Genomic DNA, 14,045 nt, shown 5'->3' with positions numbered 1-14,045 from the left:
TTGGATCACATGAAAGGAGGGTGATCGGAAAAGTTGGTGCTCAACTCGGAGAACGATGGAGCGCCGCCCTTGCGGAGCCTCCAGAATGCCACGCACACCAACTCGATTATGTCGATGAACTCGTGCTCGATAACGAACTTCACAAGTAGTTCCGCGGTGCAGGTCTTCCAGTCCTGGAATTCGAAGGCTATACCCGGCTTGATGTCGCCGTATATGGAAATGTCTTCGCAGTCGTTGTAGCCGGATGGCATATCGGTCAGGTCGAGCCATCGAGCATCGAGATACCGGATGAACCATTCTCCGATGAAGCACACCAGTTGATCGACGTTGTCTGCGTTTTCGGGGAGTGTTACAGCTTCCGCATCCGGAAAGAGCTCCGCGATCTTGTCGCTGATCTGGTCTGCCTCGTCTGATTCGAAGTCCCATGGTTCCTGCGGTAATGCAGGCAGTCCGGCCCGATCGAGAAATTTCCGCACCTGTGCCGCACGCCGGTCGGGGGCGACCCATATACCCCATCTAGTCTGCTCGACGGGTACGCCGAGATCCATGATCATCTGCTCGTCATTCCCCACGTCTACCTCCCTCTCGTCATGGTCGGAGCACTACAGTTTTGCTCCCGCACGTGTACCGGGCAAGCGGCGGACGGAGGCGGGGTGTCGCGGGCGGATCGCGGTCGGCGGCTCCGAGCGTTACGCCCGGAGCCGCAGTTCATCTGTCCAGACTCTCAAGGCTCCAGGTACAGCCGCTCACACGGCAATCGCGGGTACCCGTCGACGTCGTCGGTCGACACTTCGACCGCGTCGTGCCAGTGCCGGGCACGCCACTCCTGTACGAACAAGCACGCGGCGGTGAGGCAGGCGACGAAGTCCATCCGGGCACCGTGCCAGAACACCGACAAGTGGACATCCGGCTCGGGCGGGACCGGAGATCCACGGCGCCCATCACCGTTCACCGCCGGCACTTCCTTGCCGTCCGAGCGCCGACCCCGGCGACCGCCTTCGCCTATTTCGCAGTGCATCAGGGTGTTCCACGTATTGCCGCCGCTCTCAGGCATCCAAGAAGCCCTGCCTTCGGCGCGCGATGCGTTCGGCTACGCATCCACGGATGGCGGCCACCACGACGCTCCCGGTGGGACGGAATGTGTTGTCCGGGAGGTTGATCCATGCCCGGAACGTGGTCCCCCGATCGGCCGGGCTCGGCAAGGCGACGGTGCCGCCCGCACGCACCACCGAGACGTTGAGCCGGAACATCTCCGCGAACAGTGTCATGTCGTCCGGCAGATCGGGTCGCGTGAGGTAAGTCCACCGCTTCGACCGGGGATGCGACATGATCGGCCCGACCGCGTAGCCGTGCCGCTGCATCCACACCTTCACGTTCTGACCCAACGTGGCGGGCATGATCACCGCCCACGCCACCCCCATGCGTAGGACTATGCGCCCCACGTAGGGTGGATCGACCTGCGCAGGAAGATCGCACACCTGCCGGTAGTAGGTGCACCGCGACAGCGGCGTGTCGCCGAAGGGTATCCAGCTCATCATCAAACCCCCTGCTCAGCTCGATCGACTGTAGAGATGCGCCCGGTTCCGCGCAACCGTGAAACTTGCCATGAGGCGGGAGTGAGCCTGCGGCAGCAATTGCGCTGAGCTCCCCTTACCGGGCGCGCATTCAGCACACACCGCGAAGTCGCTGCGAGTAAGGTCGCAGCGGGTGTTGAAAGGTGGTGGATCGGCCTCTCGCAGTGACGAAACGGTGGGCATGATGAACAGTGCGAACATGCACCTTTCCGAGTGGCTGGCCCGTTCAGGTTGGAGTCGTAGTGAACTGGCGCGTCGCGTGCGCACACTGGCGACCGAACGGGGCGAGCCCCAGATCAGGCCGGACGCCTCCAGCGTGCGTCGGTGGGTGGACGAGGGAGAGCGCCCGCGCCCGCCGGTTCCGGCGCTCCTCGCCGACCTGTTCTCGGCGCAATTCGGCTATCGCGTGACTACCTACGACCTCGGCCTGGGCGAGATACCGACCGTTGACCGCGCCCTCGTCTACAGCCCATCGTGGACACAGACACTCGAAGCAGTCGCAGACCTCGGGAGGGCCGACGTGGATCGCAGAAAGTTCCTGTCCACAGCTCCGTTCGCGGCGGTAGCGGCGATCGGGCCGTCCCGCGACTGGTTGCTGAACACCCTCGATCAGCTGCCGGATCAGCGGCAACGGGTACGGCTCGAAGACGTCACCGCCGTCAAGAACATGTTCAGCACCTTCCAGGAAATGGATATCTTCCAAGGCGGTGGGTCCGGACGGCTCGTTTTGGCGGCCTACATGAACGAGCACGTGTACCCGCTGTTGCGGCGTACCCATACCGAGGACGTCCGGTTGGCGCTGTGCGGTGCGGCAGCCGAACAGACCTACCTGCTCGGGTGGATGGCGTTCGACAACGGCGAGCACGGGACGGCGCAGCGCTATCTGATCCAGGCGCTTCGCTTGGCCGAAGAGTCCCGCGATCCCGCGCTCGGCGCTCACGTGCTCGCCGGCTTGGCCGACCAGGCAACCTTGCTCGGGTACCCGCACGAAGGCCGACGACTTGCCCAGGCGGGTCGCCAAGGCCTGTCGAAGGTTGACGCGCCCGCTTGCCTGGCGGACCTGTGGACCTTGGAGGCTCGCTCTCTCGCTGTCATCGGTGACAAAGCCGGTACCGCGCACGCGATCAACGCAGCGGAAAACGCGTTCGCCCGGATCGACCCCGACCGAGAGCCCGAGTGGGCACGCTTCATCGACCAGGCATACATCTGCGGCGAGTGGGCGAACGCGTTTCGCGACCTCGGACAGTCAGAAGAAGCCGCGTCGCACGCTCGCCGATCGATCGCCTACGCCCGCACGCAGAATCGCGCACGCCGGGGCGCGCTCTCCCACGCCGCGCTCGCGGTCACCCACATTCAGAAGCGAGACCTCGAAGCCGCGCACGCGGCAGGGGTGCGGACGCTGGATCTCGCGCGCAAGGTCAAGTCCTCCCGCTCCGTGGAAGCCGTGCGCGACATACAGCAACACATGGCGGCCTTCGGTCCGCACCCCTTGGTCATGGACTTCAACGACCGAACCCGGGCATTGCTCGCGGCATGACCGCATAGCGCGGTCCCTCAGGAGGAGCCTTCGCCCGTGGACTGGATTCCACCCAGCTTGGTCGGGTTGACCTGGAAGCGGATGTTTTCGATGCGGCCGTTGACGATGTCGTAGGTGAGGGCGCCGACTCGGTAGTCTCCGATCACGCCGATAATGCTGAGTTCGCCATTGACGATCGCGGGTTCGAGGCGGATGCCGGCGGAGACCGGCTTGGTCATGACGCCCAGCATCCAGCGCGCCACGTGGTCGGGGCCGTGCAGTGGGCGGCGGGCCGCGGTGACGATGCCGCCGCCGTCGTTCCACAAGGTCACGTCGGGGGCGAGAAGTTCCATGAGGGCGTTGAGGTCGCCGCCGTGACAGGCGGCCATGAACTTCTCGGTGATCTCTCTGCGGGATTCGTCGTCGGCGTCGAAGCGCAGGCGGCGGGCCTGCACGTGATTGCGTGCACGGTGCGAGATCTGACGGACGGTCGCCTCGGGGCGATCCAGGAAGCCGCCGATTTCGGCGTGGGTGTAACCGAACACCTCGCGCAGTACGAAGACGGCGCGCTCGGTGGGATCGAGGGTTTCGAGGACGACCAGCATGGCGGTCGACACGGTGTCGGCCATTTCGATCTCCTCGGCGGTGTCGGGTGCGGTGAGCAGCGGTTCGGGAAGCCACGGACCGACATAGGTCTCGCGGGTGGCCCGGGCGGAGGTGAGGCGGTTGAGCGAGAGATTGGTGACGGTGCGGACCAGGTAGGACTTGGGGTGCTCGACCGCAGACCGGTCTGCCGCGTTCCATTTCAGCCAGGCACTCTGCAAGATGTCCTCGGCGTCGGCGACGCTGCCGAGCATCCGATAGGCGGTGCCGAAGAGGAGTCGGCGGTGTTCGACGAAGGGGTCGATCGGTGCGTCGGCCCGCTCGGCGGCGGGCGCCTGCCTATCGCTGTGGTCCTGCATGGGACTCATACCTACCGGTCTCGAGGATCGGGGTCCACTGGGAGGCCGGATTCGTCATCCGGCCTCCGACGCGGGGGATCATGCGGTCTCGCGGGTGGCGCGGCCGCCCTTGGACAGCTGTACCTGCGCCTTCATGTACTTGCTCATCTTGAAGGCCAGCGGCGGGGTGCTGCTCACCGACTGCTTGTAGGCGACGGCGGCCTTGCCCTTGAGGTACCAGCGGTTCGGGGTGTCATCGGCATTGGTGAACTGGATGACCGCGTCCTTGCGGCCCAGGCTCACCGGCTGGTGGAAGTAGCCGTAGCGGAACGGCTGCACGGTCTTGCCGCGCAGCAGCCGGGCCAGGGTGTCGGCGGTGTAGGCGGCGGTGGGCAAACCACTCTGGCAGGTGCCGTGGATCTGGCCCCAGTTCTGCTGAACCAGCGCGGCGTCACCGATGGCGTGGATCTCCGGGTGCGACACCGAGCGCAGGGTGGGGTCGGTGATGATGAGGCCTTTCGCGTCCGTCGCTATTCCGGCCTGGGCGGCCAGTGGTGAGACCTTGACGCCGGTGGTCCACAGGGTCAGCTCCGAGGCGATCAGTTCGCCGGTGTCCAGTCGCACGGCGTCGGGCAGCACCTTGGTGACCTTCACGCCGACCCTGCGGACCACACCGAGCCGGTCGAGAACTCGGTTCAGGTAGGCGCGGGCCTTGTCCCCCATCATCGAACCGGGTTCGGCATGGCTGACGAGCGTGACGGTCAGGCCCGGGTGCGCCTCGGCGATCTCGGCGGCGGCTTCGATGCCGGTGAGTCCGCCGCCGCAGACGGTGACGCCGCCACCGGCCAGGGCCACTTCGGTCAGGCGCTGCGAAAAGCGGTGCGCCAGACGGGGATCGTTGAGCGTCCAGGCGTGCTCATTCGCACCGGGGACGATGCTCGTATCGGTGCTGCTACCGAGCGCGTAGACGAGGTTGTCGTAGTGCAGGATCGCGCCGTCGTCGAGGGTGATCAGGCGGGCCTCGGCGTCGATGGCGGTGGCGGTGGCCTGGTGGAAGTCGATGCCCGATCCGGTCAGCAGGGCGGGAATATCGTGGTTGGCCAATTCCTGTCCGGCGGCGACCTGGTGCATGCGCAGCCGTTCGGTGAAGCGGACGGAGGGGTTCACCAAGGTGATGCGCACATCCAGTTTGCGAGTGTTGCGAGCCAGCCGGATGGCGGCCAGCATGCCGGTGTAGCCGGCGCCGAGGACGACGATTTCTCGGGTGGTGGTGTCGGTGTTCATCGCTTGCTCCTTGGGGCTCGTTCTGTGTGGTCGGCTATGGGACAAGCCAGCCCGCCCGAACGTGACAACTGGTTGATGTGACCTGTGTCACGCCGCTTCAGCTGGGCGGCGGTGGGGTTGGAACAAACTGCGGGCCGCCGGGCGCTCCGTCCTGTGCCGCCGACAGCGTCCGCGGCCGGAACCGGCCACTCACGATGCTGCGCGTCCTTTGACTGTCGATTGAACGCGTGTTTAACATATTGAACATGCGTTCAAACGATGATCGATCCGGAGCGGGAAAGATTCGCGTCGACCTCACCGGAGCACCGCAGACGATGCTCGCGACGCTGTACGCCAAGGCCCTGGATGCGGATGCGGACAAGCCCCTACTGGGTGACGCCTTGGCCAAGGACGTGGTCGCCCGCATCGACTACGACTGGCGCAGCACCGGCATCACGCCGCGCAATGCGTCCGGAGTGACCGTTCGCACCGTTCATTTCGACCACTGGGCGCGCGAGTTCCTCGCCGAGCACGACCGTGCCACGGTGTTGCATCTCGGATGTGGGCTGGATAGCCGAGCGTTTCGGCTTGACCCCGGCCCCGGCGTCGAGTGGTACGACGTCGACTACCCCGAAGTGATCGCGCTGCACGAACGGCTCTACCCGTCCCGCGAACACCATCACCGTGTCGCCGCGTCCGTGACGGACCCTGCATGGCTGGAGAAGATTCCGTCCGACCGCCCCGTGCTGCTCATCGCCGAGGGGCTGACGATGTACCTCACCGAAGCCGACGGCGTGGCTCTACTGCGCGCGGTGGTCGCGCACTTCCCCTCCGGCGAACTGCAATTCGACGCCTTCAACACCCTCGGGATCAAGTCCCAGAAGATCAACGCCGTCGTTCGGCGCTCCGGTTCGACGCTGCACTGGGCGATCGACGGTCCCGACGACATCGTCGCCGCGGTGCCCGGGGTGCGCCCGATCTCCGCCCTGTCGGTGTTCGACGCCGAGTCGTTCAAAACCGGCGTGTCCGGCGGCTACCAGTTGATGGGGAAAGTGATGTCGCTGATCCCGGCGATGCGGATGATCGCCCAGTACCACCGCTACGCATTCTGAATGACGCGCCGCGACCGGTGATCTCAGAAGAGTTGCTCCACGGCGAAGCCGACCAGTAGCACGCTGAAGCCGCCGATCTCGCCGATGATCAGTGCGGCGAGGACGAAACGCATCGACGGCGGCGGATTGCGCATCTGGTTGTCGGTCTCGCGCTGCAATCCGAGCCGGATGTAGTTCGCGATCGTCACCACGAACAGCGCGATGATCGCCGCGGCCGCGGTGGCGTTCACCGCGGTCGGCCAGCCGGACAGCTCGACGAACCATGCGATCAACCCGGTCGCGAACGAATACAGCAAGGCGGCTCGGTGGGCGATGTCGACGTAGGGATGGGCCAGACCGTCCGGCGAGGTGGTCATCCCCTGCCATTTCCACACCCCGAGGACCAGTGCCCACAGGAAGATGAGCCCGGCGAAGAAGAGCACCCAGGCCGTTTCCGTGCGAATGATCAAGTTCGTACCCTCATCAATCCCTCGCGCACCCACTTGGGCGGCTGTCCAGCGGCAGCGTAACGCCTCCGGTCAGCCGGGGGGCGGTGAAACGAACCATCACTGGGAAGACCGACTGGTCGGATCGAACAGTGGCGTTCATCCGGCCCCGAGTTCGCCATACGGCACGAGATAGGCACGATCCATCTGGCTCCGCCAACCTCGCTCGGTCGGGTCCAGCGCGCGGCCGCGGGCGGCGGGATCCCTCGGCCACGGCTCCCGGATGTGGATCTGGATGTCGTCCTGGAGGACTCGAACCAACTCCATCGCGAACCCTTCGGCAGTCGTGCTGCCCGGCTCGCTGGGGTCCAGAGCTACGGTCGTGCCGACCTCCGGCACCGAAAGGGTCACCCACGCGTCGGGTAGCGGACGCCCCGACAGTTCGCGGAAGTTGCGCCACTGTTCGGTGTACTCGGTGCCGACCTCTACGGAAAAGCCCAGAGAACGTTCGATATCGCGAGCCAGCAGACGCGCGCCGCGCACCGCCTCATCTATGTCCATGAACTCGATTCTCGACGCTGTGTGACCCGCTCCGCGCCTGCGTGACTCCGTTCCGGCGGAAGCACGGTATCGAGAAAGCGCTGTGGCCCTGAGCATTTCGCTCAGGGCCACAGTCGGGGAAACGCGGCTCTACTTCTGCTCGTAAGTCGCGACCAGCGTGGCGCGCGCGAGCGTGTGGGAGAACAGGTTGAAGCCGAGGTAGGCCGGGGTGGCGGACTCGTCGATGCCGAGGCTTTCGACATCGACGGCGTGCACGACGATGAAATAGCGGTGCGGGCCGTGGCCGGGCGGCGGAGCGGCGCCGACGAAGCCGTGGAATCCGCCGTCGTTGCGCAGGGTGATCGCGCCGGTCGGCAGTGCGCCGCCTTCTTCGCCGCTGCCCGCGCCCGCGGGCAGCGAGGTCGCGCTCACGGGGATGTCGGCGACGGCCCAGTGCCAGAAGCCGGAGGCGGTGGGTGCGTCGGGGTCGTACACCGTGACCGCGAAGCTCTTGGTCTCCGCCGGGAAATCAGACCAGGACAGCTGCGGGGAGATGTCCTTGCCCCCCGCGCCGAAGATACCGCTGACCTGCTCGTTGTCGAACGGCTGGCCGTCGGTGACATCGGTGGAGGTGAGAGTGAACGACGGCACCTGCGGAAGGGCGTCGTAGGGGTTGTAGGTCATGAAACCTCTCTTTGCGGATCGGATCAGCTGTGCAGTAGGAAGTGTTCCAGTACGCGGGTGCCGAATTCGAGAGCCTCGACCGGCACCCGCTCGTCGACGCCGTGGAACAGGGCGGTGAAGTCCAGCTCCGGCGGCAACTGCAGCGGTGCGAAACCGAAGCAGCGAATGCCCAACCGGGCGAACGCTTTCGCGTCGGTGCCGCCGGAGAGCATGTAGGGCACGGTGCGGCCGCGCGGATCGTGGGCCAGCACGGCGTTGTTCATCGCGTCGACCAGGTCGCCGTCGAAGGTCGTCTCGTAGGAGTCGAGCTTGGTGATCCACTCGCGTTCGACGTCAGGGCCGATCAGCTCGTCCACCTCACGCTCGAACGCCGCCTGCCGCCCGGGCACCACGCGGCAGTCCACCACCGCCTCGGCGCTCTGCGGGATCACGTTGGCCTTGTAGCCGGCCTGCAGCATGGTGGGGTTGGCCGTGTCGCGCAGCGTGGCGCCGATGATGCGGGAGATGGTGCCCAGCTTCGCCAGCTGGCCCTCGATGTCCGGGCTGGACGGATCGAACTGCAGACCCGTCTCCTCGGCGACGGCGGCCAGGAAGGCGGCCACCGACTCCGAGAGCACCACGGGGAAGGTGTGTTTGCCCAGCCGGGCCACCGCGTCGGCGAGGATCGTGACCGCGTTGTCCTCGTGCAGGAACGACCCGTGGCCCGCGCGGGCCTTGGCGCGCAACCGCATCCAGCCCAGACCCTTCTCGGCGGTCTCCACCAGATACAGCCTGCGCTCGGTGCCGTCGGGCCGCGGCACGGTGAGCGAGAACCCGCCGACCTCCCCCACCGCTTCGGTGACGCCGTCGAACAGGTCGGGGCGGTTGTCGACCAGCCACTGCGAACCCCACTTGCCGCCGTTCTCCTCGTCGGCGAGGAAAGCGAAGACCAGATCACGCGGCGGCACCGTGCCCTCGAGCTTGAACTGGCGGGCTATCGCCAAGGTCATCCCGACCATGTCCTTCATGTCGATCGCGCCGCGACCCCACACGTAGCCGTCGCGCACCGCGCCGGAGAACGGGTGCACGCTCCAGTCCGCGGCCTCGGCGGGCACCACGTCCAGATGCCCGTGGATCATCAGCGCGCCACGACTCGGATCCGCGCCTTCCAGCCGTGCGAAGACGTTGCCGCGACCCTCAGCTCCGGACTCGACGTATTCGGTGACGTAACCGGCCTGGTGCAGCTGGTCGGCCACCCACTGCGCACATTCGCGCTCCCCCTTGGTGGTGGCCAGGTCGCCGGTATTGGAGGTGTCGAAGCGGATCAGCGTGCTGACCAGCTCCACCACTTCCGATACCGCGCGCGAGCTTCTGTTCGGATCGATTCCTTCGCCAGTTGCGGACACGCTCCCTTTCCTACCACCCGCGCGGCGATACAAACGTACGGCCGGGGTATCGCGGGCGGCGTGGTGCGGCCCGCACGGTGCGTGATCACGCGCGACAGGGTTGTCCTCAGGATGAGCGCAATTGTCCGCTCAGGCTGTGCCGGGGCGCTCGACCTCGTCCGGGAACACCACCCGCACGAAGGCCCAGAACCGGAACACCATGCCCAACGCGGTGCCGATCAGCTGCGCGGCCACGAAGTCGGCCATGTTCTGGGTGAAGCGGGAGACCTCGGGCACCTCCAGGTGCAGCACATACCGTGACACCCACAGCGGTGCGGTGTTGATCGCGACGGCCAGGAAACTGACCAGGTAGAACAGCGCGGCCTCGTGATGCCCGCGCCGCCCGCCGCGCGCGTCGAAGGACCACTGCTTGTTCAGCACGTACGACAGCGTGATCGCCGCCAGGACCGCGACCACTTTCGCCGTGATCGGGTGCGCCTCGAGCACAGTGCTCTTCAACGTCAGGAAGACCGCGGTGTCCAGCGTGAACGCGGCGACACCCACGGAGGCGAAACGGAGTAGTTCTCGACGCCGTGCCTCGCCCCCCAGCACGGACGTCACCCGGGCGAAAACGGGGCGTTCGGAAAACAGCACAGGTAAAGTCTCCGGCACATGTCCCGACCCCACAACAAGATCGGCAGATTCACCGCACCGCTTGTTCCGCGGGTGCACGGTCGGTGGAATGCGGGCAGGTGAGAAGCGTGAAGAAAGCCAAGCGGCGCACCCGTCCTCCGCAGGAGGCATTCGACGGTGCGGCACGTGCCGAGCCGATCGCCGTGATCGGCATGAGCTGTCGCTTCGCCGGGGGCGCTGATTCTCCGGAAGCGTTGTGGCGGTTGCTGATCGATGAGATCGATGTGATCGCCGACGAACCGCCGCCGGGGCGCTGGTCGGGTGACTACCGAGGCTCCGACCGCGCCGCCGCGGGCAAGACGGTGTCGGTCGCCGGTGGATATCTGGCGGATGTGGCCGGTTTCGACGCCGAATTCTTCGGGATCACCCCGCGCGAAGCGGCCGATATGGATCCGCAGCAACGCTTGGCGTTGGAACTGGCGTGGGAGGCGTTCGAGGACGCGGGTATCCGGCCCGATCGGGTTCCGCGGACCGGCGTGTATTTCGCCAACAAGTTCAACGACTATCGCGCCGTGAAGCTCTCCCGTGGCGCCACCGCCATCACCCCGTTCTCCAGTACCGGAGATGTCGAAGGCGTGATCGCCAACCGGGTGTCGTACTTCCTGGGTTTCGACGGCCCCAGCATGACCGTGAACGCTTCCTGCGCGGGATCGCTGGTCGCGGTGCATCTGGCCTGCCAGGCGCTGCGGGCGGGTGAGAGCACACTGGCGGTCGCGGGCGGGGTGCAGCTGAATCTGATTCCGGAGACCGCGATCGGGCTGTCCGCGCTGGGTGTGCTGTCCGCGCAGGGCCGATCCCGCACCTTCGACGCCTCCGCCGACGGATATGTGCGCGGCGAAGGCGGCGCGGTCGTGATCCTCAAGCCACAGCGCCAGGCGTTGCGCGACGGCGACCGCGTGTACTGCACGCTGCTGGGCAGCGCCACCAACAACAACGGCAGACACCACTCCATGCCCGCCAGCAGCGCCGCCGGGCAGCGGCAATTGATCCGACGTGCCTGCGCGCAGGCCGGGGTGGACCCGCTGACGATCGATTACGTGGAGGCGCACGGCACCGGGACCGCGGTCGGTGATCGCGCCGAACTGTCCGCGCTGGCCGAGGTCTACGGCAGCGGCCGCGCCCCGGACTCGCCGCTGACGGTCGGATCGGTAAAAACCAATATCGGGCACACCGAGGCGGCCGCGGGTATGGCGGGCCTGGTGAAGGTCGCACTCGCCCTGTCGCATCGCCGCATTCCGCGTAGTCTCCATTTCGACCGTGCACCTGAGTATTTCGATCCGGCGACCGCCCGAGTGCGTATCGCGGATACCGCATCGCCGTGGCCGCAGCACGATGGCCCGGCGCGCGCCGCGGTGAGCGCGTTCGGTTTCGGCGGCTCCAATGCCCACGTCATCGTCGAAGCGGCCCCTGCACCCGATCCGATGACCGCCTCCGGCCCCGCCGAGCGCCTGGTGGTGCTGTCCGCGCGCACCGAGACCGCGCTTCGGGCGCACGCTGTCCGGCTGCGTGCGCATCTGGTGCGCGAGCCCGGTCTCCACCTCGGCGATCTCGCGCACACCCTCGCGAGGAGAACGCCGTTGCAGCACCGTCTTTCGGTGGTGGCCGACGAGATGGGCCAGGTTGTCGAGTTTCTCGACGGCTACCTCGACGGGACCGGACCCGGCGACGCCGACGGCGCGGAGAACCAAGCGCTGAGTCTCGTCCTCTCGGCCGCCCTGCGTCCCGGCACCGTCGCCCGTCGCGACTTGCTCACCGCGGCAGGGATGCTGTTTCAGCGTGGCATCGAGCCGGACTGGGCGGCCGTGAACCCGCCCGGACGGCCGATCACGCTACCCACCTATCCGTTCCAGCGGGAACGGCACTGGGTGGTTCCGGAGACATCCACCGAATCAAACGGCGTCGCCACACTCGATTCCGCGGACAATCTCCTGTCCTCCGAATCCACTGCGACCGTTCGTCATCCGGTTCGTGACCGCCCGCCCATCGAGTGGGCGACCGGTGCCACCCCGGTCGTGTCGTCGGCGCGGACTTCCGCACCGGCCGCAGCTGCCGTCACGGATTCGGCAACGCAACCCGCGACGAGCGAGCCGACTGCCGCGCTCGGCGCGCCGGAAGGCACCGTCCAGCGAGATGCCGCGGCGCTCGCCGCGCTGGTCACCCGGGAATTGGCCGAAGTCGTCGGCATCGCCCCCGACCGCGTCGCCGTCCGCCAGAACTTCGACCAGCTCGGCATCGGTTCGGTGCACGCCGTGGAACTGGCCGCCCGCCTCACCGCCCGCCTGGGCATCGACGTGCCCGCCGCGATCATCTGGGGCTGCCCCACGGTCGAGCTACTGGCCGCCGAGCTGAGCGCTCGCCTCGCAGCGCCGTACCCGGCAGCCGAGCACCCCTCCCGCCCTCCAGCGACCCCGACGGCCGATCCCGATCCGGCTCCGGGTGAGGAAGCCCTCACGATCAGCGAATTGGTGGCATTGAGCCGGGAGTTACTGGGCTGAACCGCAACCTGCGAACGCTCGCGCTGATTCACCCCCGAAGCTCACGGAGCCAGCAGTTCGCGGGCCAGCGCTTCGCTCCACCAGCGTTCGACCGCTTCGGGTGACCAGCTGCGTTCGGTGACGAACGTGGCGTAGACGTCGATGTTGCACAGCGCGGCGTAGATGTCGGTGGCGGTGGATATGTCCAGGCCGGGCCGCAGCGTGCCGTGCGGCCACGACGAGAACACTTCCACGCGCGTTCGGTCGGCGACTTCACGCGCCTGCGCGTAGAGGGTGGCCAGTTCGGGTTCGGTGCGCCCGGATTCCCGGACCAGGGCGATAAGGTCTCCGGCGCGTTCGAACAGGCGGCGGTCGTAACCCGCCATCGCGGCGAGTTGCTGGGCAGGGGTGGGGCAGGTTTCCAATTCTGCGAGCATCCGCGGCATGTCCCCGGACACGTCCGCGGCATCCACCAGGGCCCAGACCAGGCCCTTCTTGTTGCCGTACGCCGCGTACACCGTCGGTACGGACACACCTGCCTCGCGGGCGACGTCGGCGATGGTGGTCTCGGCCCATCCCCGGGTGAGGAACAGTCGCCCGGCGGCCTCCGCGATGTCGGCGCGGGTGCGTTTGGCCTGCGCCTGCCTGCGCAGCGAGTCGTAGCGTCGCCGCTGCGGCTGTGCGTCCACCATTGCCCTCCATTCCTTCTTGCTCCTATATTCAATATAGGACATGTAAAACCAATTGGATGCCGCACGGGCACGCCCAGCGAGCAACCCATTGCGGGAGAGGGCATTTCGATGGAATTCACCACTGTGGCGGGCGTGGGCGGCATCGGGTTCGTGGTGGCGGCGTTGGCGGTCAACCTGCTCTATGCGCGTGCGCGGCTTCCGTTCCCGGTGTCGGCGGAGAAGATCGACGCGGTCGAGGAAGCCTTCGCCGCCGCCGGCGAGGCGGTGCAGCGACCTTCGACGCTAGCTCCGGCAATGTGGCTGTGTACCACTGTTTTCGCCGCGGGACTGCTGTCGGTCACGTGGCGCGGCGGCGAAGGACCGGCCGCCTGGGCGCTGGTGGGATTCGGCGGAATCCTGATGCAGAACGCCACGTTCACCGTCATCGAGGCACTCCGGTTCGGTATGGCCGCGGCCGCCACGCACAGCCGTGGCACGACCGCGGGGCTGTGGGGAACCAGCAATGTCCTGTTCGGGTTCAACCAGGTATTCCTCGCCGCGGCGCTGCTGGGTTTCAGCATCGCCGGAGCCGACGCCGGATTCCTCTCCGACTGGCATGCCTGGCTCGGGTACGCGAGTGCCGCATTGCTGTTCGTCTCGTCGTCGGCCGGTCCCTACAACGTCGACGGCACCAACCGCATCGCGGTCGTCGGCCTGGTCGGCTGGCTGGGGTGGGTGGCCTGGATCATCGCCTGTAGCGTCGCGCTGCTGGGCCGGTAGCGCCGATG

15 protein-coding genes are annotated in these 14,045 nt (G+C 66.9%); 4 read left to right on the top strand and 11 right to left on the bottom strand.

Going from position 1 to position 14,045, the window contains the following annotated elements; all coding sequences use genetic code 11:
- Positions 1-5 precede the first annotated feature (5 nt).
- The 3 genes from ON19_RS15440 to ON19_RS15430 all read right to left on the bottom strand — a co-directional run bounded on the left by ON19_RS15440 (position 6) and on the right by ON19_RS15430 (position 1,535).
- Positions 6-572, bottom strand: coding sequence for a hypothetical protein (locus tag ON19_RS15440; RefSeq protein WP_043692110.1), 567 nt, complete (start codon positions 570-572; stop codon positions 6-8).
- Between the two features lie 152 nt (positions 573-724).
- Positions 725-952 carry a hypothetical protein gene (locus ON19_RS43305; protein ID WP_218006427.1) on the bottom strand — a complete coding sequence of 76 codons (228 nt, stop codon included), beginning with the start codon at positions 950-952 and terminating at the stop codon, positions 725-727.
- A gap of 94 nt (positions 953-1,046) precedes the next feature.
- Positions 1,047-1,535: a hypothetical protein gene (locus ON19_RS15430; protein WP_043692366.1), complete on the bottom strand. Its 489-nt coding sequence runs from the start codon at positions 1,533-1,535 to the stop codon at positions 1,047-1,049.
- Positions 1,536-1,773: 238 nt separating this feature from the next.
- Between ON19_RS15430 and ON19_RS15425 the strand changes: the two genes are divergently transcribed.
- Positions 1,774-3,111 carry an NsdA family TPR-like regulatory protein gene (locus ON19_RS15425; RefSeq protein WP_218006426.1) on the top strand — a complete coding sequence of 446 codons (1,338 nt, stop codon included), beginning with the start codon at positions 1,774-1,776 and terminating at the stop codon, positions 3,109-3,111.
- Positions 3,112-3,128: 17 nt separating this feature from the next.
- On the opposite strand, the gene ON19_RS15420 is transcribed toward ON19_RS15425, so the two are convergent.
- Entirely contained in the window at positions 3,129-4,052 is a 924-nt protein-coding gene (locus ON19_RS15420; protein ID WP_051168918.1) for an RNA polymerase sigma-70 factor, read from the bottom strand.
- Positions 4,053-4,130: 78 nt separating this feature from the next.
- Positions 4,131-5,315 carry an NAD(P)/FAD-dependent oxidoreductase gene (locus tag ON19_RS15415; RefSeq protein WP_043692105.1) on the bottom strand — a complete coding sequence of 395 codons (1,185 nt, stop codon included), beginning with the start codon at positions 5,313-5,315 and terminating at the stop codon, positions 4,131-4,133.
- 281 nt (positions 5,316-5,596) lie between these two features.
- Between ON19_RS15415 and ON19_RS15410 the strand changes: the two genes are divergently transcribed.
- A complete protein-coding gene (locus ON19_RS15410) occupies positions 5,597-6,406 on the top strand; it encodes a class I SAM-dependent methyltransferase (protein WP_043692358.1) in 810 nt (269 codons plus the stop codon).
- A gap of 23 nt (positions 6,407-6,429) precedes the next feature.
- Here the strand turns inward: ON19_RS15410 and ON19_RS15405 are convergent, their stop codons facing one another.
- The 5 genes from ON19_RS15405 to ON19_RS15385 all read right to left on the bottom strand — a co-directional run bounded on the left by ON19_RS15405 (position 6,430) and on the right by ON19_RS15385 (position 10,073).
- Positions 6,430-6,855 (bottom strand): hypothetical protein, encoded by a 426-nt coding sequence (locus tag ON19_RS15405; RefSeq protein WP_218006425.1) that lies wholly within the window; start codon positions 6,853-6,855, stop codon positions 6,430-6,432.
- Between the two features lie 135 nt (positions 6,856-6,990).
- On the bottom strand, positions 6,991-7,392 hold the full coding sequence (locus ON19_RS15400) for a hypothetical protein (RefSeq protein ID WP_043692103.1): 402 nt from the start codon (positions 7,390-7,392) through the stop codon (positions 6,991-6,993).
- Between the two features lie 129 nt (positions 7,393-7,521).
- Positions 7,522-8,055 carry a YbhB/YbcL family Raf kinase inhibitor-like protein gene (locus ON19_RS15395; protein ID WP_043692101.1) on the bottom strand — a complete coding sequence of 178 codons (534 nt, stop codon included), beginning with the start codon at positions 8,053-8,055 and terminating at the stop codon, positions 7,522-7,524.
- A gap of 23 nt (positions 8,056-8,078) precedes the next feature.
- On the bottom strand, positions 8,079-9,440 hold the full coding sequence (locus ON19_RS15390; RefSeq protein WP_174377697.1) for a M20/M25/M40 family metallo-hydrolase: 1,362 nt from the start codon (positions 9,438-9,440) through the stop codon (positions 8,079-8,081).
- Positions 9,441-9,569: 129 nt separating this feature from the next.
- On the bottom strand, positions 9,570-10,073 hold the full coding sequence (locus ON19_RS15385) for a GtrA family protein (protein WP_227954805.1): 504 nt from the start codon (positions 10,071-10,073) through the stop codon (positions 9,570-9,572).
- Between the two features lie 107 nt (positions 10,074-10,180).
- Here ON19_RS15385 and ON19_RS38955 point away from each other — a divergent pair, with 107 nt between their 5' ends.
- Positions 10,181-12,607 (top strand): beta-ketoacyl synthase N-terminal-like domain-containing protein, encoded by a 2,427-nt coding sequence (locus ON19_RS38955; RefSeq protein ID WP_051168917.1) that lies wholly within the window; start codon positions 10,181-10,183, stop codon positions 12,605-12,607.
- A gap of 41 nt (positions 12,608-12,648) precedes the next feature.
- On the opposite strand, the gene ON19_RS15375 is transcribed toward ON19_RS38955, so the two are convergent.
- On the bottom strand, positions 12,649-13,278 hold the full coding sequence (locus ON19_RS15375; RefSeq protein WP_043692098.1) for a TetR/AcrR family transcriptional regulator: 630 nt from the start codon (positions 13,276-13,278) through the stop codon (positions 12,649-12,651).
- A gap of 108 nt (positions 13,279-13,386) precedes the next feature.
- Here ON19_RS15375 and ON19_RS15370 point away from each other — a divergent pair, with 108 nt between their 5' ends.
- Positions 13,387-14,037: a hypothetical protein gene (locus ON19_RS15370; RefSeq protein ID WP_043692095.1), complete on the top strand. Its 651-nt coding sequence runs from the start codon at positions 13,387-13,389 to the stop codon at positions 14,035-14,037.
- The last annotated feature ends 8 nt before the right edge of the window (positions 14,038-14,045 follow it).

This window comes from Nocardia abscessus NBRC 100374 (genome assembly GCF_000308455.1).
GTDB classification, from domain to species: Bacteria; Actinomycetota; Actinomycetes; order Mycobacteriales; family Mycobacteriaceae; genus Nocardia; species Nocardia abscessus.
Note: the sequence above shows the minus strand (reverse complement) of the source record. Positions and strands in the feature narration are given on the sequence as shown.

Excerpts from the sequence above, each read along its gene's own strand:
- ON19_RS15395 (WP_043692101.1), bottom strand. The coding sequence starts at position 8,055 with ATGACCTACAACCCCTACGACGCCCTTCCGCAGGTGCCGTCGTTCACT.
- ON19_RS15415 (WP_043692105.1), bottom strand. The coding sequence starts at position 5,315 with ATGAACACCGACACCACCACCCGAGAAATCGTCGTCCTCGGCGCCGGC.
- ON19_RS15420 (WP_051168918.1), bottom strand. The coding sequence starts at position 4,052 with ATGCAGGACCACAGCGATAGGCAGGCGCCCGCCGCCGAGCGGGCCGAC.
- ON19_RS15425 (WP_218006426.1), top strand. The coding sequence starts at position 1,774 with ATGCACCTTTCCGAGTGGCTGGCCCGTTCAGGTTGGAGTCGTAGTGAA.
- ON19_RS15430 (WP_043692366.1), bottom strand. The coding sequence starts at position 1,535 with ATGAGCTGGATACCCTTCGGCGACACGCCGCTGTCGCGGTGCACCTAC.
- ON19_RS15400 (WP_043692103.1), bottom strand. The coding sequence starts at position 7,392 with ATGGACATAGATGAGGCGGTGCGCGGCGCGCGTCTGCTGGCTCGCGAT.
- ON19_RS15375 (WP_043692098.1), bottom strand. The coding sequence starts at position 13,278 with ATGGTGGACGCACAGCCGCAGCGGCGACGCTACGACTCGCTGCGCAGG.
- ON19_RS15370 (WP_043692095.1), top strand. The coding sequence starts at position 13,387 with ATGGAATTCACCACTGTGGCGGGCGTGGGCGGCATCGGGTTCGTGGTG.